General features: G+C 64.6%; 27 protein-coding genes. 13 read left to right on the top strand and 14 right to left on the bottom strand.

The genetic code is table 11. The features are described 5' to 3' along the window. Positions 1 to 5: 5 nt before the first annotated feature. The 5 genes from NDN16_RS19005 to mnmE form a co-directional block, all read right to left on the bottom strand. Entirely contained in the window at positions 6 to 962 is a 957-nt protein-coding gene (locus NDN16_RS19005) for a ParB/RepB/Spo0J family partition protein (protein WP_251115059.1), read from the bottom strand. Between the two features lie 11 nt (positions 963 to 973). Next, positions 974 to 1,759 (bottom strand): ParA family protein, encoded by a 786-nt coding sequence (locus NDN16_RS19000; protein WP_251115033.1) that lies wholly within the window; start codon positions 1,757 to 1,759, stop codon positions 974 to 976. Positions 1,760 to 1,838: 79 nt separating this feature from the next. Further along, positions 1,839 to 2,498: a 16S rRNA (guanine(527)-N(7))-methyltransferase RsmG gene (rsmG, locus tag NDN16_RS18995; RefSeq protein WP_251115032.1), complete on the bottom strand. Its 660-nt coding sequence runs from the start codon at positions 2,496 to 2,498 to the stop codon at positions 1,839 to 1,841. Continuing rightward, positions 2,473 to 4,350 carry a tRNA uridine-5-carboxymethylaminomethyl(34) synthesis enzyme MnmG gene (gene mnmG, locus NDN16_RS18990; protein ID WP_251115031.1) on the bottom strand — a complete coding sequence of 626 codons (1,878 nt, stop codon included), beginning with the start codon at positions 4,348 to 4,350 and terminating at the stop codon, positions 2,473 to 2,475. The genes rsmG and mnmG overlap by 26 nt, the downstream gene beginning before the upstream one ends. A 67-nt stretch (positions 4,351 to 4,417) precedes the next feature. Then, complete coding sequence (gene mnmE, locus NDN16_RS18985) at positions 4,418 to 5,728, bottom strand: tRNA uridine-5-carboxymethylaminomethyl(34) synthesis GTPase MnmE (RefSeq protein ID WP_251115058.1); 1,311 nt, start codon at positions 5,726 to 5,728, stop codon at positions 4,418 to 4,420. A 60-nt stretch (positions 5,729 to 5,788) separates the two neighbouring features. Between mnmE and NDN16_RS18980 the strand changes: the two genes are divergently transcribed. Next, on the top strand, positions 5,789 to 7,789 hold the full coding sequence (locus tag NDN16_RS18980; RefSeq protein ID WP_251115030.1) for a thioredoxin domain-containing protein: 2,001 nt from the start codon (positions 5,789 to 5,791) through the stop codon (positions 7,787 to 7,789). A gap of 60 nt (positions 7,790 to 7,849) precedes the next feature. Here NDN16_RS18980 and rho read toward each other — a convergent pair whose 3' ends face one another. The 4 genes from rho to hemE form a co-directional block, all read right to left on the bottom strand. Next, the gene (gene rho, locus NDN16_RS18975; protein WP_060610534.1) at positions 7,850 to 9,115 is read right to left on the bottom strand and encodes a transcription termination factor Rho; all 1,266 of its coding nucleotides are present in this window, start codon (positions 9,113 to 9,115) and stop codon (positions 7,850 to 7,852) included. A gap of 196 nt (positions 9,116 to 9,311) precedes the next feature. Continuing rightward, complete coding sequence (locus tag NDN16_RS18970) at positions 9,312 to 9,860, bottom strand: gluconokinase (RefSeq protein WP_251115029.1); 549 nt, start codon at positions 9,858 to 9,860, stop codon at positions 9,312 to 9,314. A gap of 44 nt (positions 9,861 to 9,904) precedes the next feature. After that, entirely contained in the window at positions 9,905 to 10,408 is a 504-nt protein-coding gene (hemJ, locus tag NDN16_RS18965; RefSeq protein ID WP_251115028.1) for a protoporphyrinogen oxidase HemJ, read from the bottom strand. Between the two features lie 28 nt (positions 10,409 to 10,436). Beyond that, the gene (gene hemE, locus NDN16_RS18960; protein ID WP_251115027.1) at positions 10,437 to 11,459 is read right to left on the bottom strand and encodes a uroporphyrinogen decarboxylase; all 1,023 of its coding nucleotides are present in this window, start codon (positions 11,457 to 11,459) and stop codon (positions 10,437 to 10,439) included. Positions 11,460 to 12,022: 563 nt separating this feature from the next. Here hemE and NDN16_RS18955 point away from each other — a divergent pair. The 5 genes from NDN16_RS18955 (at position 12,023) to dnaQ (ending at position 15,237) form a co-directional block, all read left to right on the top strand. Next, positions 12,023 to 12,622, top strand: a complete 600-nt coding sequence (locus tag NDN16_RS18955) for a Maf family protein (RefSeq protein WP_251115026.1) — start codon at positions 12,023 to 12,025, stop codon at positions 12,620 to 12,622. Then, positions 12,615 to 13,463, top strand: a complete 849-nt coding sequence (locus NDN16_RS18950; protein ID WP_251115025.1) for a shikimate dehydrogenase — start codon at positions 12,615 to 12,617, stop codon at positions 13,461 to 13,463. The genes NDN16_RS18955 and NDN16_RS18950 overlap by 8 nt, the downstream gene beginning before the upstream one ends. A 3-nt stretch (positions 13,464 to 13,466) precedes the next feature. After that, the gene (locus NDN16_RS18945) at positions 13,467 to 13,871 is read left to right on the top strand and encodes a hypothetical protein (protein WP_251115024.1); all 405 of its coding nucleotides are present in this window, start codon (positions 13,467 to 13,469) and stop codon (positions 13,869 to 13,871) included. Between the two features lie 4 nt (positions 13,872 to 13,875). Next, positions 13,876 to 14,454, top strand: a complete 579-nt coding sequence (gene coaE / locus NDN16_RS18940; RefSeq protein ID WP_251115023.1) for a dephospho-CoA kinase — start codon at positions 13,876 to 13,878, stop codon at positions 14,452 to 14,454. A gap of 72 nt (positions 14,455 to 14,526) precedes the next feature. After that, positions 14,527 to 15,237, top strand: coding sequence for a DNA polymerase III subunit epsilon (dnaQ, locus tag NDN16_RS18935; protein ID WP_251115022.1), 711 nt, complete (start codon positions 14,527 to 14,529; stop codon positions 15,235 to 15,237). Positions 15,238 to 15,309: 72 nt separating this feature from the next. Here the strand turns inward: dnaQ and secB are convergent, their stop codons facing one another. Then, positions 15,310 to 15,804, bottom strand: a complete 495-nt coding sequence (gene secB, locus NDN16_RS18930) for a protein-export chaperone SecB (RefSeq protein ID WP_251115021.1) — start codon at positions 15,802 to 15,804, stop codon at positions 15,310 to 15,312. Between the two features lie 73 nt (positions 15,805 to 15,877). Further along, positions 15,878 to 16,408 (bottom strand): FxsA family protein, encoded by a 531-nt coding sequence (locus NDN16_RS18925; RefSeq protein WP_251115020.1) that lies wholly within the window; start codon positions 16,406 to 16,408, stop codon positions 15,878 to 15,880. A 147-nt stretch (positions 16,409 to 16,555) separates the two neighbouring features. Between NDN16_RS18925 and NDN16_RS18920 the strand changes: the two genes are divergently transcribed. Genes NDN16_RS18920 through NDN16_RS18910 form a run of 3 tightly spaced genes read left to right on the top strand, consistent with a single transcriptional unit; the run spans position 16,556 to position 18,188 of the window. After that, the gene (locus tag NDN16_RS18920; RefSeq protein ID WP_251115019.1) at positions 16,556 to 17,251 is read left to right on the top strand and encodes a Tim44/TimA family putative adaptor protein; all 696 of its coding nucleotides are present in this window, start codon (positions 16,556 to 16,558) and stop codon (positions 17,249 to 17,251) included. 14 nt (positions 17,252 to 17,265) lie between these two features. Continuing rightward, complete coding sequence (locus tag NDN16_RS18915) at positions 17,266 to 17,805, top strand: Smr/MutS family protein (protein ID WP_251115018.1); 540 nt, start codon at positions 17,266 to 17,268, stop codon at positions 17,803 to 17,805. After that, complete coding sequence (locus NDN16_RS18910) at positions 17,802 to 18,188, top strand: helix-turn-helix domain-containing protein (protein ID WP_251115017.1); 387 nt, start codon at positions 17,802 to 17,804, stop codon at positions 18,186 to 18,188. Before NDN16_RS18915 ends, NDN16_RS18910 begins: the two co-directional genes overlap by 4 nt. 236 nt (positions 18,189 to 18,424) lie before the next feature. On the opposite strand, the gene NDN16_RS18905 is transcribed toward NDN16_RS18910, so the two are convergent. The 3 genes from NDN16_RS18905 to NDN16_RS18895 all read right to left on the bottom strand — a co-directional run bounded on the left by NDN16_RS18905 (position 18,425) and on the right by NDN16_RS18895 (position 20,484). Then, on the bottom strand, positions 18,425 to 19,720 hold the full coding sequence (locus NDN16_RS18905; RefSeq protein WP_251115016.1) for a class I SAM-dependent methyltransferase: 1,296 nt from the start codon (positions 19,718 to 19,720) through the stop codon (positions 18,425 to 18,427). 107 nt (positions 19,721 to 19,827) lie between these two features. Further along, positions 19,828 to 20,151 carry a DMT family transporter gene (locus NDN16_RS18900; protein WP_251115015.1) on the bottom strand — a complete coding sequence of 108 codons (324 nt, stop codon included), beginning with the start codon at positions 20,149 to 20,151 and terminating at the stop codon, positions 19,828 to 19,830. A gap of 132 nt (positions 20,152 to 20,283) precedes the next feature. Then, a complete protein-coding gene (locus tag NDN16_RS18895) occupies positions 20,284 to 20,484 on the bottom strand; it encodes a DUF1674 domain-containing protein (RefSeq protein ID WP_251115014.1) in 201 nt (66 codons plus the stop codon). A 111-nt stretch (positions 20,485 to 20,595) separates the two neighbouring features. Between NDN16_RS18895 and htpX the strand changes: the two genes are divergently transcribed. The 4 genes from htpX (at position 20,596) to NDN16_RS18875 (ending at position 24,978) form a co-directional block, all read left to right on the top strand. Continuing rightward, entirely contained in the window at positions 20,596 to 21,576 is a 981-nt protein-coding gene (htpX, locus tag NDN16_RS18890) for a zinc metalloprotease HtpX (protein ID WP_251115013.1), read from the top strand. 41 nt (positions 21,577 to 21,617) lie between these two features. Next, positions 21,618 to 22,967, top strand: a complete 1,350-nt coding sequence (locus NDN16_RS18885; RefSeq protein WP_251115012.1) for an RsmB/NOP family class I SAM-dependent RNA methyltransferase — start codon at positions 21,618 to 21,620, stop codon at positions 22,965 to 22,967. A gap of 205 nt (positions 22,968 to 23,172) precedes the next feature. After that, positions 23,173 to 24,750, top strand: coding sequence for a heparinase II/III family protein (locus NDN16_RS18880; protein WP_251115011.1), 1,578 nt, complete (start codon positions 23,173 to 23,175; stop codon positions 24,748 to 24,750). A gap of 21 nt (positions 24,751 to 24,771) precedes the next feature. Next, positions 24,772 to 24,978: a hypothetical protein gene (locus NDN16_RS18875; RefSeq protein ID WP_251115010.1), complete on the top strand. Its 207-nt coding sequence runs from the start codon at positions 24,772 to 24,774 to the stop codon at positions 24,976 to 24,978. Positions 24,979 to 25,025: the final 47 nt, after the last annotated feature.

Genomic DNA, 25,025 nt, shown 5'->3' with positions numbered 1-25,025 from the left:
ACCGTTCAGGCGTCGACGCTGCCGCCCTGCAGCAGGCGGCACAGATCGTCGAGTTGCTCCAGATTGCCGAATTCGAGGGCCAGTATGCCGCCCTCGCCCTTCAACCGCACGCTGACAGGCATACGCAGCGCCTCTGCCAGGAGTTTCTCCAGCGCAGCCGTGTCGGCGTCATGCGGGGTATCGGCGTCTTCGATCGTGTTAGCAGCGGTGGCCGGCCCGGCCTTTCGCGCCCGTCGAACCGGGACAACTTCATCTCCGCGCGCGAGTTTCTCCGCCTCGCGGACGCTCAGTCCGCGTTCCACCACCTGCCGGGCAAAGGCTTCCGGATCGTCCATGGAAATCGCGCTGCGGGCAGCGCCGGGCGACAACGCGCCCTTTACGACCATGGTGCGGACGGTGTCGGGCAGTTTCAGAAGCCGCAGCGTATTGGCGACATGGCTTCGGCTTTTGCCCAGGATGTCGGCTAGATCCGCCTGTGTGTAACCGTGCTCGTCGATCAGCATCTCGTATCCGAGCGCTTCCTCGATGGCGTTCAGGTCGGCCCGCTGAACGTTCTCGATCAGGGCGATCTCCAGCGACTCCCGGTCGCTGATATCGCGGATGACGACAGGCACGTCCTTCAAGCCGGCTGCGCGTGCAGCCCGCCACCGTCGCTCGCCCGCGACGATCTCCAGTTCGGCCTGGCCGGGAACCTTGCGGACGAGGATCGGCTGAACGACGCCATGATTGCGTACGGATGCCACAAGTTCCGCATGATCGGCATCTTCGAAGGTGCGGCGCGGGTTCTTCGGGTTCGGCGTCAGGGCCGACACCGGCACCTTGCGCTCCCCCCCGGCCTGCGGCTGGGCAAGAAACGGACGCGGGCCCGGCCCGCTCGAAGAATCCCGTCCTGCATCGCCTGCCCCGCCGATCAGCGACGCCAGGCCACGTCCGAGACGCGCGCGCGACTTGTCTTCCTTCATTTCTTCCCTCTTCATGCGGCAAGCATTTCGCGTTCGCGCTGGATCACTTCGGATGCCAGGCGGATATAGGCCTGGCTTCCCGGGCACTTCATGTCGTACAGGATCGCCGGTTTGCCGAAGGACGGTGCCTCCGAAACCCGGACATTGCGCGGTATGACCGTCTGGTAGACATGGTCGCCCATATAGGTCCGTACATCCGCCACCACCTGCTCTGCCAAGTTGTTGCGGCCATCATACATGGTCAGCACGATGCCATGCAGGGCCAGCGTCGGGTTGAGCGTGTCGCGAACCTGCTCGACCGTCTCCAGCAACTGGCTCAACCCCTCCAGGGCAAAGAACTCGCACTGCAGCGGCACCAGGATCGAGTCCGCCGCCGCCATGGCGTTGATGGTCAACAGGTTCAGCGATGGCGGGCAGTCGACCAGCACGAAATCGAACTGGGATCGTGTCAGGCTATGCTCGTGAAGCGCATCGCGAAGCCGATAGGCGCGTTCGGCGGCAGACGCGATCTCCATCTCGACGCCCAGAAGGTCGAGCGTCGACGGGATCAACGAAAGATTGGGCACCACCGTCTGGATGGAAGCCTGCGCAACCGAGGCGTAACCCAGAAGGACATCATAGGAGGAGCGATCGCGAACCGCCTTCTCCACGCCGAGGCCCGTGGAGGCATTGCCCTGCGGATCGAGATCGATCAGCAGCGTCTCCTTGCCGACTGCAGCCAGGGCCGTGGCGAGATTGATCGCCGTCGTCGTCTTGCCGACGCCACCCTTCTGGTTGGCGATCGTGATGACACGCATGCGCCCTGATGACAAACTATCCACAGGATGCTCCTGTCGCCTCGTCCGATCCGGCACCGAATGTTTCACGTGAAGCACGTCATGCGGCCGTAGGGCGGCAGTTCCGGATCTCCAGGATAACGGATTCGGCCTCCGTTCTTGACGAATGCTTTACCATGTCGAAGCGCCAATGGGCAGTGGCGTCGGTAACTTCGGCCTCGTGTGCGCGACCCTTCAGGAAGTAACACACAGTTTTCGATTGGATGGCCGGCGCAACGAGACCAAAAAGGCTGTCCAGAGAAGCGAGCGCGCGAGCGCTGACCGCCTCGGCCCGCTCCATCACCTCGCCTGCTGCTTCGATGCGCTGACAATGCACGGTAGCAGGCAACGATAGCTCCCGGATGACAGTGCGCAAGAAAGCCGACTTCTTCGCGTTGGCCTCGATGAGGTCCACATGGTGCCCCGGACGGTCGGCCGCCAAACATGCCAGGACAAGCCCTGGAAAGCCACCGCCCGACCCGATATCGACCCAGCGTTCTATCGATCCTGCCACGCCATTAAGCCAGAGGCCGTCCTCGATATGGCGGCTCCAAAGCGTCGGCATCGTCGAAGGCGCGACGAGGTTGATATGCTTCTGCCACATGCGGACAAGGTCGGCATAGGCAGACAATCTAGTCTCCGTTTCACGTGAAACAGACCAGCGGTTGAGAACCGCGTTCTTGTCGCCGATATTGTCAGGCTGCTGCTTTGCGGAACTCATGACGCCTCAGGGCTACAAGAAGAATGGCCATGGCTGCGGGGGTCATTCCGTCGATGCGCTCCGCCTCTGCAATCGACCCGGGCCGGCGTTCGCGAAGCTTCTGGGCGATCTCGATGGACAATCCCTTCAAGGCCGTAAAGTCGAACCCCTCCGGAATCACCCTCTGCTCGTCGCGCTTGAGGCTTGCCTGTTCCCGCTTCTGGCGGTCGAGATAGACATCATAGCTCGCTTCGATCTCGAGGCGCTCGCGGATCGGTTCGGGTATGGGCCCGATCGTCTCCGCCCAGACTTGCGAAAGGCGCTCGAGGGTTACGCCGTCCTGCGCCAGAAGTTGCCAGGCGGTCCGGCGACGCCCATCCTGATTGACCTGAAGCCCATGGCGCTGCGCCTCGCCCGGCGTCAGCGACAGGGCTCTCAATCCCTGTTCGGCGCCGATCAACAGGGCTTCGCTGGCCTCGAAGACAGATTGGCGCTCGCTACCGACCAATCCCAGTTCGATTCCCTTCGGAGTCAGGCGGCGGTCGGCATTGTCGGCGCGCAGCGACAGGCGAAACTCGGCGCGCGACGTGAACATGCGATAGGGTTCGGTAACGCCGGTCCGCGTCAGGTCGTCGACCATCACGCCGATGTAGGATTCCTCCCGCCCGAAGATGATCGCCTCCAGACCGGCAGCACGCCGGGCGGCATTGAGCCCGGCTACAAGGCCCTGTGCCGCCGCCTCCTCATAACCGGTCGTACCGTTGATCTGGCCGGCCAGAAAGAGGCCCGGCGTCTTTCGCACCTCGAGACCCCGGCTCAGTTCCGTCGGGTCGACATGATCGTATTCGATGGCATAGCCGGGCTTGATAATGCGAACCGCTTCCAGTCCCGGAATAGATCGGAGAAACGCGTCCTGAACGTCTTCGGGCAGCGATGTCGACAAGCCGTTCGGATAGACGGTGTCGTCATCCAGCCCCTCGGGCTCCAGAAAGATCTGGTGCCCGTCCCGATCGCCGAACCTGACGATCTTGTCTTCGATGGAGGGGCAGTAGCGTGGCCCCGTCCCCTCGATACGACCGCCGTAGAGAGCCGAGCGATGGAGATTGTCGCGGATCAGACGGTGCGTCTCGGGCGTGGTTCGCGTGATGCCGCAGTCGATCTGCCTGTTTTCGATCCGGTCGGTCAGATAGGAAAAGGCATAGGGCGTCTCGTCCGGCTTCTGCATGTCCAGCGAAGCCCAATCGATCGTGCGTCCATCCAGACGCGCGGGCGTGCCCGTCTTCAAACGGCCGAGCCGCAAGCCCATGCGCTCGAAGGTTGCGGACAGGCCGAGGCTTGCCGCCTCTCCGACCCGTCCTGCCGGGATCTGCCGCTCGCCGAGATGAATCAGCCCGCGCAGGAAAGTGCCGGTGGTGATGACGACATTGGCGGTGGCAAGCCGGCGTCCGTCCGCCATGACGACAGCCTCTATCCCGCCGTCACCGATGGCGATATCGAACGCATCGCCCTCGACGATGGTCAGCCCCTGGCGGCTCCGGATCGCGTGCTGCATGGCGTTGGCATACAGCTTGCGGTCGGCCTGCGTACGCGGCCCCCGCACGGCGGGGCCCTTGCGTCGGTTGAGCAGTCGAAACTGGATGCCTGCCCGGTCGGCAACGCGGCCCATCAGGCCGTCGAGCGCGTCCACTTCGCGGACAAGATGGCCCTTGCCGATACCGCCGATGGCGGGATTGCAGCTCATTGCGCCGATCGTCTCGAAACGATGCGTGACCAGGGCCGTTCGCGCGCCCAGGCGCGCGGCCGCATCGGCAGCTTCGCAACCGGCGTGGCCGCCCCCGATTACAACAACATCGAACTTCGAAGCATCCGTCATGCCGGTGGTTAAGCCAAGTCCGGCGGCGCATGTCAATCGCCCGTGGAAAGCGTAGGCCTCCGCCTGCCTATTTGCCGATACAGAACTGCGAGAAGATGACGTCGAGCAGATCTTCCACACCGCGCTTGCCGACGATCCGGCCAAGGGCGTCGGATGCCATCCGCAGCAGTTCCGCGACAACTTCCGGCGGCAGCGTCCGGACGTCGCATTCGTCGAGATAGCCGATGGCCATGCCGATGGCGTCCCGATGGCGGCTTCGGGTCGGGATGCTGCCATCCGGGTTGCCGGCGGCCTCGCTCGCCTGCCTGCGCACCTGCTCGACCAGCCGGTCGATGCCGGCCCCACTGACGGTCGAGATCGCGAGACCGGGCAGATCACCCCGGCTCCTGTCCGCCTTCGTGGTGACGATCCATGTCGGTGGGCCTTCCATGCCGACATCCAACAAGTCGGCTGTTTCGCCCACGGGGCAGAGATGCAGCACAAGGTCGGCATGACGGGCGGCATCCATGGCGCGTTCGATACCTAGACTCTCTATCGGGTCGGCCGTCTCGCGCAGTCCTGCCGTATCGATCAGTCGGATAGCCAGGCCGCCGAGATCGAGCGTCACCTCGATCCGGTCGCGCGTGGTTCCCGGAATGTCGGAAACGATTGCGACATCGCGCTCGGCCAAACAGTTGACGAGGCTCGACTTGCCCGCGTTCGGAGCGCCGACGATCGCGACCTTGAAGCCGTCTCTCAGGATCTCGCCCCGTCGTGCGTTTGCAAGGGCTGCCTCGAGTTCCTCGCGCAGCGTGACGATTTCACGTGAAACATCCGCCGCGACATCGTCCGCGACGTCGTCCTCGTCCGAGAAGTCGAAATCGGCCTCCAGCATCGCACGCATATGGGTCAGCCGCCGCATCCAGCCTTCGCAGGCCCGGCGCATGGTGCCGCCGGTCTGGGCAACGGCCAGCTTGCGCTGGAGCTCGGTTTCCGCGGCCAACAGATCGGCCAGCCCCTCGGCTTCCGTCAGGTCCATGCGACCATTGACGAAGGCCCTGCGCGTAAACTCTCCGGCGTCGGCAAGCCGCACCCCGCGATGCATCGTCAGGGCCTCCAGGCACGCGGCCACGACGGCCTTGCCGCCATGAAGGTGCAACTCCACCAGATCTTCGCCCGTTACGCTGTCTGGGCCCGGAAACAGGATGACCAGCCCCCGGTCCACGATGCCGCCATCGACATTCCGGATCGTCCGCAGTACGGCGCGCCGTGGCTCCGGCAGTTTGGCGACATGGCGGGCAACCACGGCAAGGGCTGCCGGACCGCTGATCCGCAGGACGGCGATGCCGGCAGGCAGGCTGCCGCTGGATAGGGCGACGATCGTATCGGTTGCGTCCAACATATGCGATGCGGTGGCATGACGGCGCTGCATCGTCAACGAGTCATTTCAGGAGTGCATATGACCGGCAATCGACTGAACGCCGCCCTAAGCCCCTATCTCAAGGATCATGCCGACAACCCGGTTCACTGGCGGGAATGGACGCCCGAAACTCTGGCCGATGCACGGGCACAGGATAAGCCGATCCTCCTGTCGGTCGGCTATGCGGCATGCCATTGGTGCCATGTCATGGCGCATGAAAGCTTCGAGGATGCCGCGACAGCCGACTTGATGAACCGGTTTTTCGTCAACGTGAAGGTGGATCGGGAAGAGCGCCCCGATATCGACCAACTGTACATGACGGCCCTGCATGCGATGGGGGAACAAGGCGGCTGGCCGATGACCATGTTCCTGACGCCGGATGGAGAACCGTTTTTCGGTGGCACCTATTACCCGCCCAGGCCGGCTTTCGGCCGGCCAGGTTTCCCTCAATTGCTGGAAGCCGTAGCGGCCGCCTGGCGTGACAGGCGCGACGAGATCCATTCAAGCGCCGAGCGGCTGGCCACAGGGTTGGCGAATATCCTGGGCGCAGATCCGGCAGCGTCCTCCAGCGCCGCCGACGTGCCATCCCTGCCGGATGCCGCCGCTTCCGTAATGCGGATGGTGGATACCTCCAGGGGCGGTCTGACGGGCGCTCCGAAATTTCCGAGTGCACCCTATTTCGAGCTTCTTCTGCACAATGGCTGGCCCAGCGGACCCGAAGACCAAAGGCAAGCCTTCATCACGACGATGCGCAGCCTGTGCCAGGGCGGCATCTACGATCATCTGGGTGGCGGTATCCACCGGTACGCCGTCGACGCGGTCTGGCTCGTCCCGCATTTCGAAAAGATGCTGTACGACAACGCCCAGTTCCTCCGGCATCTGACATACGCATTCCGCGCCACAGGCGACGAGCTGTTTCGGCGTCGGGCCCGCGAGACGGTGGAGTTCCTGTACCGGGACATGGCGCTGGCCGGAGGCGGCCTTGCGGCCTCGCTGGACGCGGACAGCCTGGACCGGAACGGCCATCTGCACGAAGGAGCCTACTACGTCTTCTCCAGGGACGAGGTCATTGCGGCGCTTGGGCGCGAGGCGGCCGAATTCTGTGACGCCTACGGCGTCGGACCGGACGGCAACTTCGAAGGCAAGACGATCCTGAACCGACCGCTGCACGCGCGGGACCAGTCCGACCCGTTCGAAGAGGCTCGCGCGAGGCTTTTGGCATACCGGCTCCAGCGTACGCCCCCGAAGCGCGACGACAAGATGCTGGCGGACTGGAACGGGCTGGCCATCCGCGCGCTTGCGACGGCACACGCCATCCTGCCGGAGGGGCCGGCACTGGAGATGGCAAGGCAGACCCTCGATGCGGTCTTCGCCAGGATGATGCCGGACGGACGCCTCGTCCACGCCTGTCGCGACGGGCAGCATTCCCGCCCTGCCCTCGCCTCGGATTACGGTGCGCTCATCACCGCCTGCGTGACCTTGCATGCGGCATCGGGCGACATATCGGCCCTGGAGCGCGCCGAACATCTGGCGAATGCCTTGCAGGTCCATCACGCAGACGGCGACGGCGGACACTGGTTGACGGCAAGAGATGCCGACGACGTGCTGTTTCCGCTGCGCGGGGATCAGGACGAGGCTATACCGGGTGCAACGGCCCTGGTGATCGAGGGCCTGAGCCTTCTTGCCCGTGTCTCCGAAGATCCACGTCATCACGCCGCAGTGCGCGACGCAGCGCGGCTTGCGGCCGCCCGCGCCGGAACCGGCAGGACGCTGCAACCGGGCATCGTCGCCGCCCTGCACGGATTCAAGGAAGGTTCGGAACTGGCGATCTTCGGGCATGAGGGCGACGACCTGCAGGCATTGCTTGCCGTTGCTGAACGCGTGGTCGATCCATGCCGCCTGGATAGGGGGACAGCCCTGCCCCAACGCTTTGCCGGCGTATCGTCCATGGGCGAGGCTGCTGCCATGCTATGCCGGGGAACGGCATGCTCTCTACCGGTTCACGCCGCCGACCGGCTGGAACGGCTTCTCGACGCATGAAAAGGGCGCCGGTGCGCTCATCGCACCGGCGCCCTCGCCCTTGCTGACGGTCGCGACCCGTCAGGTATTCATCGAATCGAAGAAGTCCGAATTGGTCTTCGTCTGCTTCAGCTTGTCGATCAGGAACTCGATCGCGTCCGTCGTGCCCATCGGGGCAAGGATACGGCGCAGGACGAATATCTTCTGCAGGTCCTGGCGTGGAACCAGCAGGTCTTCCTTGCGGGTGCCGGACTTGAGGATGTCCATCGACGGGAAGATGCGCTTGTCGGCCACCTTCCGGTCGAGGACGAGCTCGGAGTTGCCGGTGCCCTTGAACTCTTCGAAGATGACTTCGTCCATGCGCGAACCGGTATCGATCAGCGCGGTCGCGATGATCGTCAGCGAACCGCCCTCCTCGATGTTGCGCGCCGCGCCGAAGAAGCGCTTCGGCCGCTGCAGCGCGTTGGCGTCGACACCGCCCGTCAACACCTTGCCGGATGACGGCACGACGGTGTTGTAGGCGCGGCCGAGACGGGTGATCGAATCCAGAAGGATGACGACATCGCGGCCATGCTCCACGAGACGCTTGGCCTTCTCGATCACCATTTCGGCAACCTGCACGTGGCGCGTGGCCGGTTCGTCGAAGGTGGAGGAAACGACCTCACCCTTCACCGACCGCTGCATGTCGGTCACTTCTTCCGGCCGCTCGTCGATCAGCAGCACGATGAGATAGCATTCCGGATGATTGGCCGTGATGGAATGGGCGATATTCTGCAGCAGCACGGTCTTGCCGGTGCGCGGCGGCGCGACGATGAGCGCGCGCTGGCCCTTGCCGAGCGGAGCCACCAGATCGATGACGCGCGCCGACAGATCCTTGCGGGTCGGATCGGCGATCTCCATCTTGAACCGCTCGTTCGGGTAGAGCGGCGTCAGATTGTCGAAATGGCTCTTGTGGCGGATCTTCTCGGGGTCGTCGAAATTGATCGTATTGACCTTGAGAAGCGCGAAATACCGCTCGCCATCCTTCGGACCGCGAATGGGCCCCTCGACCGTATCGCCGGTCTTCAACGAAAACCGTCGAAGCTGCGAGGGCGAGATGTAGATGTCGTCGGGGCCCGGCAGGTAGTTCGCTTCGGGCGAGCGCAGGAAGCCGAACCCGTCCTGCAGCACTTCGACGACGCCCTCGCCGATGATCTCGACGTCCTGGGCTGCCAATTGCTTGAGGATCGCGAACAGCAACTCCTGCTTGCGCAGGACGGATGCGTTCTCCACGCCGGTTTCTTCGGCGAAGGCGATCAGTTCGGGGGCGCTTTTGTTCTTGAGGTCCTGGAGTTTGATCTCAGGCATGAATTCTATGGCTCCGACCCATCGCGGTCCCGTGAGAGCCGGTGGGTGCATGCTGTAGGGGAAATGGGACGCAGGCCGTAAACTTGGAAAACCGGGTTCGGCTAAGCTGCAGGGCCGGTGCCTTGCAGGCGCCGGCCGAAAGGCGGGATGGACCGCATATAAACCTCTCTCCGCCTCAGGGCAAGAGGTTCGATCGTCAGGCGCCCGACGAACCGGCGGGCTTCGCGCCCGCATGCTTGAGGGCGGCGACGGCGTCGTCGATCACTTTTTCCGGCGTATCCTGGACGCTGACGACGATGCCGTTTTCCTCCGGCGACAGCGGCTCGAGGGTGTCGAACTGCGACTGGAGGAGGGATGTCGGCATATAGTGGCCCTTTCGATGGGCCATGCGCTCGCCCACAAGGTCGATGGGCGCGTCGAGTTCGATGAACAGGACCTCGGCGCGCGCCTCGCGCAGGATGTCGCGATAGGACTTCTTGAGGGCCGAGCAGGTCAGAACGCAGTTCAAGCCTGCATCCGACCGCCCGGAAATCCAGTCCCGGATGGATCGCAGCCACGGCGCCCGATCCTCGTCGTCGAGGGGAATGCCCGCCGACATCTTGTCGATGTTCGCCTTGGGATGGAATTCGTCACCTTCCGCGAACTCCCATCCCAGCCGGTCTGCAACGCCCTTGGCGGTGGTGGTCTTTCCGACCCCCGACGGCCCCATGACGATCGCGGCGAAAAGCCGGCTCTCTTCGGACATGCGCTATCCCTTTTTTGTCGTCCGCCCGATGGCCCCGATGGGTATCAGAAGGGCTTGACCACCACGAGGATGACGATCAGCACCATCAGAACGGCCGGAATCTCGTTCACGCTGCGCCAGAACTTGGCGCTTTTCCTGTTTTCGTCGCGTTCGAAACGACGCTGCGAGGCGGAGAGATAGCCGTGCATGCCCGACAGGACAAGCACGAGCGCGATCTTGGCGTGCAGCCAGCCGCCCTGGAAGCTGAACATCCATGCCAGCCAGAGGCCGGCAGCCCAGGTCACCACCATGGCAGGGTTGACGATGCCCTTCAGGAGCCGGCGCTCCATGATCTTGAAGGTTTCGGCCTGCTGGGAGCCGACAGCCGATTCCGCGTGGTAGACGAACAGGCGCGGCAGATAGAGCATCCCCGCCATCCAGGAGATCACCGCCACGATATGAAGGGATTTGACCCACGGCATCGCTTCCGGCGGAACGAGCGCGAACAGCGCGATCAGCAGAAGGGCGCCCACTGCGAGGGCGATCCAGAGGGCACGGTTGGATTTCATGCGGATCTCCTGAGGAAGAAAGTTGGTCTCAGCCGCCGCGGACGCGGCGCACCAGCGCCTCGACATGGGCGATGGGCGTATCGGGCGTGATGCCATGTCCGAGGTTGAAGATCAGCGGACCGCCGCCCAGCGCCTCCAGGATGGCATCCACGCCGTCCTCGAGGGCCGCGCCGCCGGCGATCAGGCGCAGCGGGTCCAGATTGCCCTGCACCGCTCCATCCGCCTGCAGGCGGCGGCCCTGCGCCGCCGGCACCGACCAGTCCAGCCCGACGACGTCGACGCCGGTTTCGGCGCGATAGAAGTCGAGATAGGCGCCGCCCCCCTTTGCGAAGCCGATGATGCGCGCGCCGGGCTCCGCCGCCCTGACCTGCGCGACGATCCTTTTGACCGGAGCTATGGCGAAGCGGCGGAAGCCGGCCTCGTCCAGGATGCCGGCCCAACTATCGAAAATCTGCACGCAATCCGCACCGGCACGCAGCTGACGGATGAGATATTGCGCCGACATGTCGGCAAGAAGCGCCAGCAACGCATCCATCTCGTCCGGATGACGATAGGCGAACAGCCGGGCAGGGGCCTGGTCCGGCGTTCCGTGGCCGGCGATCATGTAGGTCGCGACCGTGAAGGGCGCCCCGCAGAAGCCGATCAGCGCAGTTTCGTCGGGCAGGGCGTCCCGGATGCGGGAGACGGCCGCGATGACAGGCGCCAGATGCGTTTCGGCCAGGGACGGGTCGAGTGTCTCGACCTCGCGCGGCAGAAGTGCATCCATCTGCGGCCCTTCGCCTGCCACGAAACGGACATTGCGCCGTAAGGCATCCGGAATGACGAGGATATCCGAGAACAGGATGGCCGCGTCGAAGCCGAAGCGCCGGATGGGCTGCAGCGTGACTTCCGTCGCCAGTTCCGGATTGTAGCAGAGATCCAGGAAAGAGCCGGCCTCGGCGCGCGTCGCACGATATTCGGGAAGGTAGCGTCCCGCCTGGCGCATCAGCCAGATCGGGGGCGTGTCGAGCGCTTCTCCGTCGATGGCCCTGAGCAATCGGCGTCTTGGCATGTTGGCTTCCATTCCTCGTCGATCGATCGTCGGACCCGGCGATCGGGTTTATCCCCTAAATATAGAATCCCTATAGAAAAGGATTCTTATTCTTTATGGCCGTGGATTGCAGGAATTCATGGTCATCGATCGTTAGCCATGGTTGAGGGGCCCTAGCACCGGCGCCATCCCATGACAACGCGCGATCCTTTGGGAGCAGCGCGGATCGTCGGAAATAACCGTTCATTATCAATATCTTGAAGGTCAATCAGAGTGTTGTCCACCTGTGGATGGCATGTGGACCAGGCCTGGTGTCAGGCAAGGTTGTCCCCGATGTTCAGATTGCCCCCCTCAACAAGCGTCGCGCCGGCCAGCCGTGTGGAAAAGCATCGCTGTTTCCCGCGGGGTCCTTTCGAGCGGCGGCCAGACGCCTGCGCCATCCAGTGATTCCCACAACCAGGTCAGAATGTCGGGGGCGCCGCGTTGGTTCCGCTTGCGCATCGGAGAAGAATCGAGTCCGCCGTCTGGAACGCGGCGGCGAGGCTGGCTAGAAGGAATACCGGGACAGCAAAGGGGAGGTTCGCATGGCGAAACCCATCATTCTCGCGTCGGGCAGCATGCATCGACGCCGCCTTCTCGAAGGTGCCGGGATCGCGGTCGAGGCGGTCGCCTCCAGCATCGATGAACGCGCCGTCGAGGAGTCGCTCGGCGATGCGGAGGTGACGGCGGACGATCTCGCCTCCATCCTGGCGGAAGCGAAGGCCACAGATGTATCGCAGGGTTTTCCGGGCCGCGTCGTGGTCGGGGCAGACCAGACCCTGGAACTGGATGGCGTTCTCTTCCACAAGCCGACGTCCATGGAAGAGGCGCGGCGCACGCTCCTGGCCCTGTCCGGGCACACCCACAGACTGCACAGCGCCTATGCGCTCGTCAGGGACGGAACGGTTCTGCGGCAGCGCGTGGAGACTGCCTCGATCACGCTGCGCCCTTTGACGCCCGCCAATATCGGCCATTACCTCGCCAAGGCCGGCGAGGCGGTCCTGGGCAGTGTCGGGGCCTACCACATCGAAGGCCCCGGCATCCGCCTGATGGATCGCATCGACGGCGATTACTTCACCATCGTCGGCCTGCCGCTGCTGGCGTTGATCAAGGACCTGGAGGCGGAAGGCGCCCTCGATGCGTGATGCGACGATACCCCGCGCCTTCGTCACGGGCTGGCCGGTATGGCACTCCCGTTCGCCGTTGATCCACGGCGCCTGGTTGCAACGGCATGGCCTGCCGGGCAGCTACCAGCGCGCCGGCGTTCCACCGGAGGAGATCGAGGGGTTCCTGTCGGACCTTCGATCCGCAGGCTTCGTCGGCGGCAACGTGACCATTCCCCACAAGGAAGCGGCCCTCCGTGCCGCCGATCGGCTGGACGCCGCGGCCACGGCCATCGGCGCCGTCAACACGCTCTGGTTCGAAGACGACGTCCTGGTCGGCGGCAACACGGACGCCCACGGCTTTGCCGCCAATCTGGACGACCGTCTGGCAGGCTGGCGCGATGCGGAGACCGTCGTGGTTCTGGGCGCCGGCGGCGCGGCACGGGCGATCGTCCATGCCGTGCTTTCCGCCGGCGCGCGCAGCGTGCACGTGGTGAACCGCAACCGCGAGCGCGCCGCGACGGTTGCCGAAGGGTTCGGCGGGCGCGTCATGGCCCACGGGCCCGAGGACGAGGCGCGCGTGATGGCCATGGCGGACCTTCTGGTCAACACGCGACCGGCCCACGGGCCGGAAGGCGAGGCGCTGGCGATAGCCGACCTTGCGGGCCTTGCCGATGCGGCCCTTGTTACGGACATCGTCTACGTGCCTGTCGAAACGCCGTTGCTGGCGGCGGCGCGGGCACGCGGCCTCAGGACGGCGGACGGGCTGGGTATGCTTCTTCATCAGGCCGTGCCGGGTTTCGAACGGTGGTTCGGCGTGACGCCGCAAGTGGACGAGGCGCTGCGCGCCCTTGTGCTCGGCGATATCGAAAAGGGAGTGTGAAGGATGGATGCGGCAGAGCAGGGCGCGGCGACGGCCAGGGACGAGGCGATCGCCCTTTTCACCGATTATGCGGAAGGGTTCGACGATTTCGACAGCGACGCCGTTGCCGCGTGCTTCGCTTTTCCCGCGACGCTGTGGCAGGGCGGGCGTGGCAATACCTTCGCAGACGAGGACGAACTCGTCGAAAACATCGAGGCGCTTCTGGACGTCTTCGAGCGCGAGGAGATCGTGCACACGCGCTTCGATATCCTGGAGCTCACGGGTGGCGCCGACAGCGCCAATGCCGTGGTCCTATGGCGTCAGGAGCGCGCCGACGGCGAGGTGGCGCTGGAATTCTCGTGCCGTTACCTTCTGGTTCGCGACGTGCAGGACCATGGCCTGCGCATCGTCAGCACGGTCACGGACTGACGGCATGAAGATCCTCGGCCTGACCGGATCCATCGGCATGGGCAAAAGCACGACGGCAGCCATGTTCGAGGCGCTGGGCGTGCCCGTGCACGGCTCGGACGCGGCCGTGCACCGCATCTATGCCGGACCTCGGGCCCGACTGATCGACGATGCCTTTCCCGGTACCCTGCATCATGGCGTCATCGACCGCACCGCGCTGTCCAGGGCCGTCGTCGGCAATCCGGATGCCCTGGCGCGGCTGGAGGGCATCGTCCATCCCCTGGTCCGGGAAGCGGAGGCCGAATTTTTGGGCGCGTCGCGTCGCGACGGCCATCCGCTCGTCGTCCTCGACATTCCGCTGCTGTTCGAAACCGGAAGGGAAGCGGATGTCGACGCGGTTCTCGTCGTCACCGCACCGGAGTCCATCCAGCGTGACCGGGTGCTGGCCCGGCCCGGCATGACGGCGCAGAAGCTCGATGCGATCCTGGCGCGGCAGATGCCCGATGCGGAAAAGCGGGCGAAGGCGGATTTCGTGATCGATACCGCGTCCGGCCTGGATGCCGCCAGGGCGGCGGTGGAGGCGATCGTCCGGCACCTTGGATAAGTCCTCGACCGGGGTTGAGGACGGCACGCCGATGGGCGAAGAGGGGACAGGCTGGAGTTTCGGGGTTGTTCCATGCGCGAAATCGTCTTCGATACGGAAACGACCGGGCTCGATTTCGAAGCCGACCGGGTCATCGAGATCGGCGGCATCGAGTTGTGGAATCATATTCCGACGGGACGCGAGTTCCATCGCTTCGTTCGGCCGGCGGGCCGGCGGGTCGATCCGGGGGCGTTCGACATCCACGGCATTTCCGACGAATTCCTCAAGGACAAGCCGCTGTTCGAGGAGGTTGTGGACGACTTCGTCGAGTTTTTCGCCGATGCCATTCTGATCGCGCATAACGCGTCGTTCGACATGCGTTTCCTGAATGCCGAGCTGCGGCGTCTCGGTCGAGCGGAAATCTCCCAATCGTCGATCATCGATACTCTGCCCATGGCGCGGCGCAAGTTTCCGATGGCGCCCGCTACGCTGGACGCACTGTGCTCGAGGTTTCAGATCGATACGTCGCGCCGCGACAAGCACGGGGCACTGGTGGACTCCGAGCTGCTGGCGCAGGTCTATATCGAGCTGATCGGTGGCCGCCAGGCCGCGCTGCTGCTGAACCCGGAAGAAGGGCGTTCCAGCGGCAACGACACGATCGGCGATGTCGTGCTGCAGCCGACGCGGCAGCGGCCTGCCGCCTTGCCGCCCCGCCTGGACGATGCACAGCGCGCCCGTCATGCGGCTTTCGTCGCCACATTGGGCGAAGAGGCGATCTGGCGGGCCTATCTGCCGGTCGAGTGAGCCGCGCGATAGGGCAATGAAAAAGGGCGCCATCGATGGCGCCCCTCGGTCGTGATCCGGATCGAACCGGTTTCAGGAAGGCTGTACCTGCTGGCGGGCGCGCTCTTCGGCCATGCGCTGCTGGAACAGCGCAGCGAAGTCGATAGGGTCGACCATCAGGGGCGGGAAGCCGCCGTTCCGCGTGACATCGGCAATGACCTGCCGCGCGAAGGGGAACAGAAGGCGAGGGCACTCGATGAAGAGTACCGGCAGGAGATGCTCCTGCGGGAAATTCTGCACCCGGAAGATGCCGCCATACTGCAGTTCCACCAGGAACATGGCTTCGGCACCTTCGCCGGCGCGGGCGTTGAGCGTCAGCTTGACGTCATACTCGCCGTCCGTACCGGTGACCGGCAAGGCGGAGACGTTGACGCCGATATTGATGGCCGGCGGCTTTCCCTGTCCACGAAGAACGCCGGGCGCATTCGGGCTCTCGAAGGAGAGATCCTTGATGTACTGCGTCAGCACGTTCAGGCTGGGGGCCGCGGCCGGGGCAGTCTGGCCATTGGCCTTTTCGGTTTCGGACATCAAATTTCCTCGTGATATCGGTGCGTCAGGCTCGTGCTGCGCTAGCATGCCGGGTCCGGCGAAACAAGCGAACCTACGACCGGTCGGGCGGCAGCGTACGGCCGGTTCCCGCCCGGTCGTCCGACCACGGCGAGTCCGGATCGCCGTCGCGGCGTTCGAAATCGTCGTCGGCCAAGTCTATCACTTCCGGCCCCGCGCGATGCGCGGTTCCGGCCGTGTAGGTGCGGTGGCCGGGACCATAGGCGCGGACGGTGATGCGGGACCGCATGGCGTTCCAGATCATGTCGCGCACAGGCGGCACGAAGAGAAGCAGGCCGAAGACGTCGGTGACGAAACCCGGGATCATCAGCAGGATGGAGCCCATGACGATCATCGCGCCGTGGACGATCGGGCGCTCCGGAACGACCCCGGCGCGCGCTTCCGCCTGGGCGGCCTTGAGCGTGGAGAAGCCCTGCCTGCGAAACAGGACGATGCCGAGCAGGAACGAGATCACCACGAGGGCCAGCGTCCAGCCGATACCGATCTGGCTGCCGACGGCGATGAAGACGCCGATCTCGACCATTGGAAGGGCAAGAATTGCGATCAGGACGAGAAGTGCGGGCATGGGCTGGCGATGTCTTTCCCGGTCGTACGCCTGAGAGGCGGGTTGAATGTCGCGCACATAGGTATCGCGCGGCGTGATTTGAATGCCGGCCGCACCATGTCTATATGCGGAGTTATCTTTTACACGGTTTCAGGGGATGCGGAGAGCATGGGTTTCGGGACGATCTTCTTTATCGTGGTGACGGTGATCGTCCTCTACCAGTTGTGGACGGTGCTGGGCCGCCGCACGGGGAACGAGCGCCCGCCCTACGATCCCTACACCCGCGCCGACCAGAACGGCGCCGCGAACCCGGGCAATGTCGTAACCCTGCCCAGCCGCCGCCTGCCGGACACCGAGCCGGTCGCCGGCAGCTACGAGGCTATCGACAAGCTGGCGGAGCCCGGTACGACGACCAATACCGAGTTGCGGCGAATCAAGGATGCCGATCCTTCCTTCGACGCGCCCACTTTCGTCGACGGGGCAAAGATCGCCTATGAAATGATCGTGACCGCCTTTGCGGACGGCGACCGGAAGCTGCTGCGCAATCTTTTGTCGCCGGAAGTCTACCAGGGTTTCGACACGGCCATCGCAGACCGCGAGAAGCGCGGCGAGCGGATGCAGTCTTCGTTCGTCGGGATCGACGATGCCCGGATCGTCTCTGCGGAATTGAAGGGAACCGAGGCATACGTGACCTTGCGTATCGTCTCTCAGCTCATCTCCGCCGTCCTCAAGCCAGACGGGACCGTTGCCGAAGGCGATCCGGAAACGGTGGTCGAGGTGCGGGACGTGTGGACCTTCGCCCGCGACACCCGCTCGCGCGATCCGAACTGGAAGCTGGTCGAGACCGAATCCGAAGAAAGCTGAGGCTCTCTTGAGGCATGAAGCGGCGCGGCGTCCTGACCGAAGAAGACAAGCGTCTGTGGTCGGCCGTGGCGCGCACCGCACGCCCGCTGCCCGGGCGGAAACTTTCGCCTGAGCCGTCCGAGGATGCCGTAACCGAAGTCGGCAAAGCCTTCAGGGGCAAGGTCGGATCGGCCATCGACATACAGCCGGCCGGTGCGCCAGGCCTGCCGCCGCGCCCCCATGTCGTCCAGGAGCGGATAGACCGGCCGGTGCGGCGCAAGCTGGGCCGCGGCCGGCTTGAGATCGACGCCCGCATAGACCTTCACGGCAAGACCGAGGCGGTCGCCCATTACGCCTTGCTGGGATTCCTGCGATCGGCCCATGGCATGGGGTTGCGTCATGTGCTGGTCATCACCGGCCGCGGATCCTCGTCCGGATCGACCGGGGCATTGCGCCGGGCCTTTCCGCACTGGATCGCCACGGATGCCTTCCGCCGCCTCGTCTCGGGATACGACATCGCCGAGCGAAGCCACGGCGGAGACGGTGCGTTCTACGTGAGGCTACGCAAGTCATGACGCCGTTTGGGGAAAAAATTCGGGCGTTGCGGCGCGAAAAGGGGGTCAGCCAGGGACAGATGGCGGAAGCGCTGGGCGTTTCAGGAGCTTATCTTTCGGCGCTGGAGCATGGCCGGCGCGGCCGTCCGAGCTGGTATCTCCTGCAACGGATGATCGGCTATCTGGGCGTGATCTGGGACGACGCGGAAGAACTGGAGCGCCTGGCGGAGCTGTCGCATCCGCGTGTGACGGTGGAGACCGGTGGTCTTGCCCCCGAGGCGACGGTGCTCGCCAATCGTCTGGCGGAAACCATCGGGTCGCTCAGCCCCGCGGATATCAGGCAACTTCTCGATATCCTGGAGCAGGCCACGAACCGAATTGAATCTGGCCGCCGCATGAAATGAAGCCCGCCTGCCTTGCAAAGGCCATCGGCGGTCCCCAATATCCTGTCATGTTCAACGAAACGGAAGGAGGTGATCCAATGTCGAGTGGTTTGCAATTGCCGGCGGGATCGGAAATGCGCGTCGACGGGAAGGGGCAGCCTTCTTTCTGACGATGGCTTTCGGCCTTTCAGGCACGGCCTGACGGCAAGAGCTCGCAATCACGGGGCCGCTCCTTCGACGGGGCGGCCCTTTTTCGTTCAGGCATACAGGTCGCGGCGCGTGGGCGGCAGCTTGCTCGGCCCTTTCACCTTGCGCGAGGCCAGCGTCTGCTGGATCAACGCATCGCCGCGTTCGAAGCTGATGGCGCAACCCACAAGATAGGCAAGCCAGAGCCGGGCGCGCGGTTCGCCGATCATCCCGATCGCGGCGTCGAAATTGTCGTGCAACCGGTTGGCCCATAGCCGAAGGGTTCGCGCGTAATGCTCTCGCCAGCCTTCCACATCGTGGACCTCGAAGCGGAAGGCCTCGAGCTTCTGCAACGAGTGCCCGATATAATCCAGCTCCCCGCCCGGAAAGATGTACCGCGTCAACGCCTTGTATTCCGCCGACTTGCGATGGAAATGCCGCACGGTCTTCTTGGCGGGACGCGTTATGGCATGGTGCAGATAGAGCCCGCCCGGTTCGAGCAGCCGATGTACCGCGGCGAAGTACTCGTCGTGATGCGCAAAGCCGACATGCTCGAACATGCCGATGGAGGATATCTTGTCGAAGCGGCCCGACAGATCCTGGAACGGCTTCAACTCGATCGTGATACGGTCGGACAACCCCGCCTCGGCGATCCGCTCGCGTGACAGGTCGAACTGGGCCTGGCTCAGCGTCACGCCGTGGCCGACGACCCCATAATGCGAAACCGCGTGGATCAGCAGGGCTCCCCAACCGCTGCCGATGTCGAGCATCCGCTCGCCCGGCTGCAGGCGCAGCTTGCGGCAGATCATGTCCAGCTTGTCGCCCTGTGCCTTGTCGATGTCGTCGTGCCAGCCATCGAAGTAGGCACAGGAATACAGCATGCGCCGATCGAGGAACAGGCGGTAGAAATCGTTCGACACGTCGTAATGATACTGGATCGCCTGCCGGGTAGAGCCGCTGGCACCGGCGCCTTCTCCTATGGTCTGATGGACCACCTTGCCCTGCCGCCGCAATCGCAGAAGCGCGGGCAGGGCGCGGGCCACCTGCCACTTGCCGATCTGCTTAAGGGCCTGCTTCGTCTTCACCCGGCTCTTCACCCCGGCGATGTCGAACAGGGTGCCGTCCTCGATGTCGAAGGCCTTCTCCATCCAGAGTTCGACAAGGGTCGTGATCGTCGGCCGGAAGGCGAGGCGCGACAGGGCTACCGGATCATGGAGCGCCACGACCGGTCCGGAGACCGGCCCAAGGCGCTCGCCTGTCCATAATCGGATCGCTATGTCGGGTTGAAAGCTTTCGTAGCCCTGCCGTATCAGCCGGGCGAGAATTCGGGCACTTTCGTCGTCTGCGCGAACAATTTCGTGTCTCACGTGAAACACTCCCCGCATGATAAGCACACCTGAGAATAGCACGGCATCGCAGCATAGGAAGGGCTTGCCGGGCACTCGATCACTTTTCGGTGTATCGGCTCGTGACCTCAACCCGCAGGTGTTGCAAGCTTCATCAGGATGAGCCCGGTGACGATCAACGCGGCCGCCAGAAGGCGGGTGGGGTTGGCCGCTTCGCCCAGCGCAACGATCCCGACGATGAAAGCGCCGACCGCACCGATGCCAGTCCAGATGACATAAGCGGTTCCGAGCGGCAGCGTGCGCATCGATATCGACAGAAGCCCGAAGCTCGCGACCATGAACAATATGGTGACGATGCTGGGCCACAGGCGCGTGAAGCCTGCGGACTGTTTCATGGAGAAGGCCCAGACGACCTCCAGGATTCCTGCGGTGATGAGATAGGCCCATGCCATGGTTACGACTCCGGATAGATGCGGGTCGTCCCGGCAGGGATGGCTTCAGGGGAAGGTCGTCCTTCGACACCGCACGGCAGTGTCCCGGAGCACATATGAGCCCTGGAAGCCTTGGGATCAAGGCCGGCGCGCTCAGAAGTCCGAGGCTATGCCGTTCTTTTCCCAGTCCCCGTAGCGCACCGGTTCCGGCCCGTCGCGTCCATTGACCTCGACGGGCCTGTCGCCGGCTTTCGGCTCGGCGGCGCGTCGCTGCTGCGCTTCCTGCAGTGCCCGCTGCGCCGCCGCCGGCAAATCCTCGAAGCGCCGTGCCGGCGCCGCCTTGTCTTCCGTCATGATCCTGCTCCGTGGCTTGTTGCCGGTCGTCCCTGTATTGAAGGACGGACGCGGCCTTACCAGATTGTACAGAGGCCGGATGGCCTTGTATCGTTGGAGATATCGACGCCCATGAATAGGCTCAAGACTGCCATGCTGATCGCGGTGATGACCGCCCTTTTCATGGGGGTCGGTTTGTTGATCGGCGGCCGCGGCGGCATGATGATCGCCCTTCTCATCGCCATCGGCATGAATTTCTTCGCGTACTGGAACGCCGACAAGATGGTCTTGCGCATGCACCATGCGCATGAGGTGGATGAGCGTACCGCACCGGACTATTACCGGCTGGTCAAGGGTCTGGCCGCCAATGCCGGCCTGCCGATGCCGCGCGTCTATATCATCGAAAACGACCAGCCAAACGCCTTCGCCACGGGCCGCAACCCGCAAAACGCCGCCGTGGCCGCGACCACCGGCCTGCTGAAGCGGCTGACGCCGGAGGAGGTCGCGGGGGTCATGGCGCACGAACTGGCCCATGTGGAGAACCGCGATACGCTGATCATGACCATCACGGCCACGCTGGCCGGCGCCATCTCGATGCTCGGAAATTTCGCGTTTTTCTTCGGCGGCAACCGCGAGAACAACAGCAATCCGTTGGGCATCATCGGCGTCATCGCAGCCGTGATCGTCGCTCCGCTGGCTGCGATGATCGTCCAGATGGCGATCTCCCGGACGCGGGAATATTCGGCCGACCGGCGCGGTGCCGAGATCGCGGGCGACCCGATCTGGCTGGCATCGGCCCTCGGCAAGATCGCAGCCGCCGCAGGACGTACCGTCAATGTCGATGCCGAGCGCAACCCGGCGACGGCGCATATGTTCATCATCAACCCGCTCAACGGCCAGCGGATGGATAATCTCTTCTCGACCCACCCCGATACCAACAATCGGATCGCAGCCCTCAAGGCGCAGGCCGCCGAAATGCGGTCCTCCACGGGTGGCCCCAGCCAGGTCGCTTCGGCACCCCGGCAGGGCGGCTTCCTTGACGAGGCCCAACGCCGCGGTCCATGGAGCGGCGGAAGCAACAGCGGTGGCGGACGACGAGGACCATGGGGTTGAAGAAAAGGCCGCGGGCAGGGCAGGGGCCTGCGGATGCGGAGATGAACGACAAGCCGGGCCTTCCGGCGCGGCAAGTGGCTACGCGGCTCCTGTCGGCCGTGGTCGTATCGCGGACATCGCTGGATGGCCTGACCGACCGCCGGAGCGGCCATCCGGCCTTCCGGCGCCTGGACGCCAGGGACCAGTCACTGGTGCGCGCCATCCTGGTTTCTGCACTCCGCCGACGCGGTACGCTGGACGCGATCCTGTCGGAATGCCTCGAACGTCCGCTGCCGGGCAATGCCGACGCGCTGCACAGCCTTCTCCATACGGCCATGGCACAGATCCTGTTTCTGGACGTGCCGGATTCCGCGGCGGTGGACCTTGCGGTTTCGCAGACGCATGGCGATCCCCGCCTGCAACGGTTCGCAGGGCTGGTGAACGCGATCCTGCGCCGCGTTGCACGCGAGAAGGACAGCCTCGTCGCCCGGCATGGCGATCCGCTGATCGATATGCCGCAATGGCTGCAAGAGCGCCTCCTTCCCGCCTATGGTGCGGAAGCGTTGGCCTCCATCGCCGCCGCGCATCGGGCCATCGCGCCGGTCGATATAACGGTTCGCGATGGCGATGCAGGAGCATGGGCCGAACGCCTGGGCGGGCATCTGCTGCCCCTCGGAGCGGTGCGCCTCGAGGCGGACCCGTCACGTCCGGTGCAGGAGATGCCGGGGTTCGAAGACGGCGCATGGTGGGTGCAGGATGCCGCGGCGGGCATACCGGCACGATTGTTCGGTGCGGTTGCCGGCGCCAGGATCGCCGACCTGTGTGCTGCGCCCGGCGGCAAGACCGCACAACTGGCCGCAGCGGGCGCCGACGTCACCGCGATGGATATATCGGCAAGCCGGCTTGCCCGCCTGGAAGAGAATTTCCAGCGGCTTCGCCTTCCGGTGAGGGCACTGCAGGGCGATATCAGGCAGTCCGACATCGTCGTCGACGGGGCCTTCGACGGCGTTCTCCTGGACGCGCCGTGCTCCTCGACCGGCACGATCCGCCGGCATCCCGACGTCGCCTATACCAAAAGTGCCGAGGAGGTCGAGAAGCTGGCGGAGGTTCAGGCCGACCTCCTGTGGCACGCGGCGCGGGCCGTACGCCCCGGCGGGATCCTCGTCTTCTCGAACTGCTCGCTCGATCCCGCCGAGGGAGAAGCGGTGGTCGCGGCCTTCCTTGCGGCCCATCCGGATTTTCGCAGAGATCCCGTCAAGGCAGAGGAATTGCCGGGGCTCGAGACGGCCATCTCGCCCGAGGGCGATGTCCGCACCACTCCGGCCATGATGCCGGATACCAACCCGGCCCTTGCCGGCCTCGACGGATTCTACGCGGCGCGACTGCTGCGACAGCCGGCGACAGGCGGTTAAGAAGAATTTTACCTCGATTCACGAAAATGCCGCATGAGTGAATCATCGCGACGGCCCTCCGACAAGGATGGTCGCGCAGGGGAGCCGGGCGATCATGGCTGCGGAACTGGTTGACGACCCACGGTTGGCAGGTCTTGCGCTGAGAGAGGCGTGGCGCCGGGTACGGCGCGTTGCGCGCGCGCCATGGTTGTCGATTCTTCCTGGCATGGGTCCGGACCGCATCCTGGCGGTGCCGCGCGAGTTCAGGCACGGCGACATGGCGACCGCCGAGACGATCTATGCCGGCGACTTCCATCTGGCGGGACATCGCGTGGAGATCACCGATACCTCGCCGTTCGAGCGGCGCGACGCTCCCCTGGCCTGGCAGGCCGAGCTGTACGGCTTCTCGTGGCTGCGGCACCTGTCGGAAATGCAGGACGCCCTGGCGGCGGAGAACGCACGCGCCCTGGTGGACGATTTCATGGCTTTGCCGCGGCGGCGCCGCTCTCCAGTCAGCACCGCGCCCGAGGTGATGGCGCGCCGGGTCATTTCCTTCCTGACCCATTGCCCGATCGTCATGGCGCAGGGCAAGGACGAGTTCCGCGGTCGGTTCCTGGATCTCATCGCGGCCGAAGCGCGCTATCTGCGTCGGATCGCGCCGGAGGTCACCGACGGCATGCCGCGCCTGTTGGTCAGGATTGCCCTGGCCTATGCCGCCCTCTGCGTGCATGCCCACACCCATCAGATGAAGACGGCGGCGCAGAACGTCTCCGAGGAACTGGATCGCCAGATCTTCCCCGATGGCGGACATGTCTCGCGCAATCCCGAAACCATCGTCGAAATCCTGTCGTTGCTCCTGCCGCTGCGGCAGTTGTTTTCGCAACGCCAGCAGCCAGTGCCGCGCAGCCTGCTCGCGGCGATCGACCGCATGCTGCCGGCGCTCCGCTTCTTCCGGCACGGTGATGGCGCGCTTGCATTGTTCAACGGGGCGACGTCCGGCAGCCAGGCCTTGATGCTCGCGCTTCTCCGCTTCGACGAGACATTGGGCGAGCCGGTGTCCAACATGCGGCAGACCGGATATCACCGGCTGGCGCAGGGCAATTGCACCCTGATCGCCGACACCGGCATCGCGCCCGAGGGCGCATTGTCGGTCGATGCCCATGCCGGTACGCTGGCCTTCGAACTTTCGTCGGGTGCACGACGCCTGATCGTCAATTGCGGCGCTCCGCAAAAGGCGGAGGCCGCCTGGCGGCGGCTGGCGCGCAGTACGGCGGCCCATTCGACGCTGACGGTCGCCGACCATTCGTCGTCCCGTTTCGCGCGGTCCCGGTTGATCGACCGCTTTCTGGGAAGCCCCCTGGTATCGGGCCCAACCAAAGTCGTCGCCGAACGGCAGGAGAAGGCCGACGGTCTGCACCTTTCCATGGCCCATGACGGATACCGTGCGAATTTCGGCCTGGTCCACGAGCGGGAATTGTTCCTTGCGCGTGATGGCCGCCTGGTGGAGGGATGGGACCGCCTGTTCCGCTCCAATCGTCCGGCACGCGGCCGAGCCGGAAATGCGGTCGCCGAAACGCATGTCCGCTTCCATCTCCACCCGGATGTCGAAGCCGAAATCGCCGGTAGCGGCATTCGCCTGTTCGCTGGCGGCGAAGTCTGGTGGTTCTTCGCCGATGGTACACCTGCGCTCGAGGAGTCGATCTTCTTCGCAGATCCGCGCGGTGCGCGGCGGACGCGCCAGATCGTCCTGACCTTCGGCGACAATCAAGCCGAACTGCATTGGCGCCTCGAACGCAGGATGTGATCGGACAGAGGCAGCCAGCGGGTGCAAACGCCCTATATCACGGCAACCTTCTGGAACCGGGATATCGCCATGGCCGCTTCGGCAACTCGCTTTTCGTTGGCCGCATTGGCCGCATGCCTGATCCTCGGCGGCTGCGGCATGAGCCGCGCCGTAACGGTCGCGCCCCAGACGATGGACGATCTGGCGCGCCAGACCGAGCCGTTCCGCCAGGGGCGGGCGGCCGAGTGAGCCGCAATCGATATCAGCGGACGATTTAACTCTTCGGCAAAATGCCC

Origin of the sequence: Aureimonas altamirensis (assembly GCF_023702225.1) — a bacterium.
Lineage (GTDB): Bacteria > Pseudomonadota > Alphaproteobacteria > Rhizobiales > Rhizobiaceae > Aureimonas > Aureimonas altamirensis_B.
Note: the sequence above shows the minus strand (reverse complement) of the source record. Positions and strands in the feature narration are given on the sequence as shown.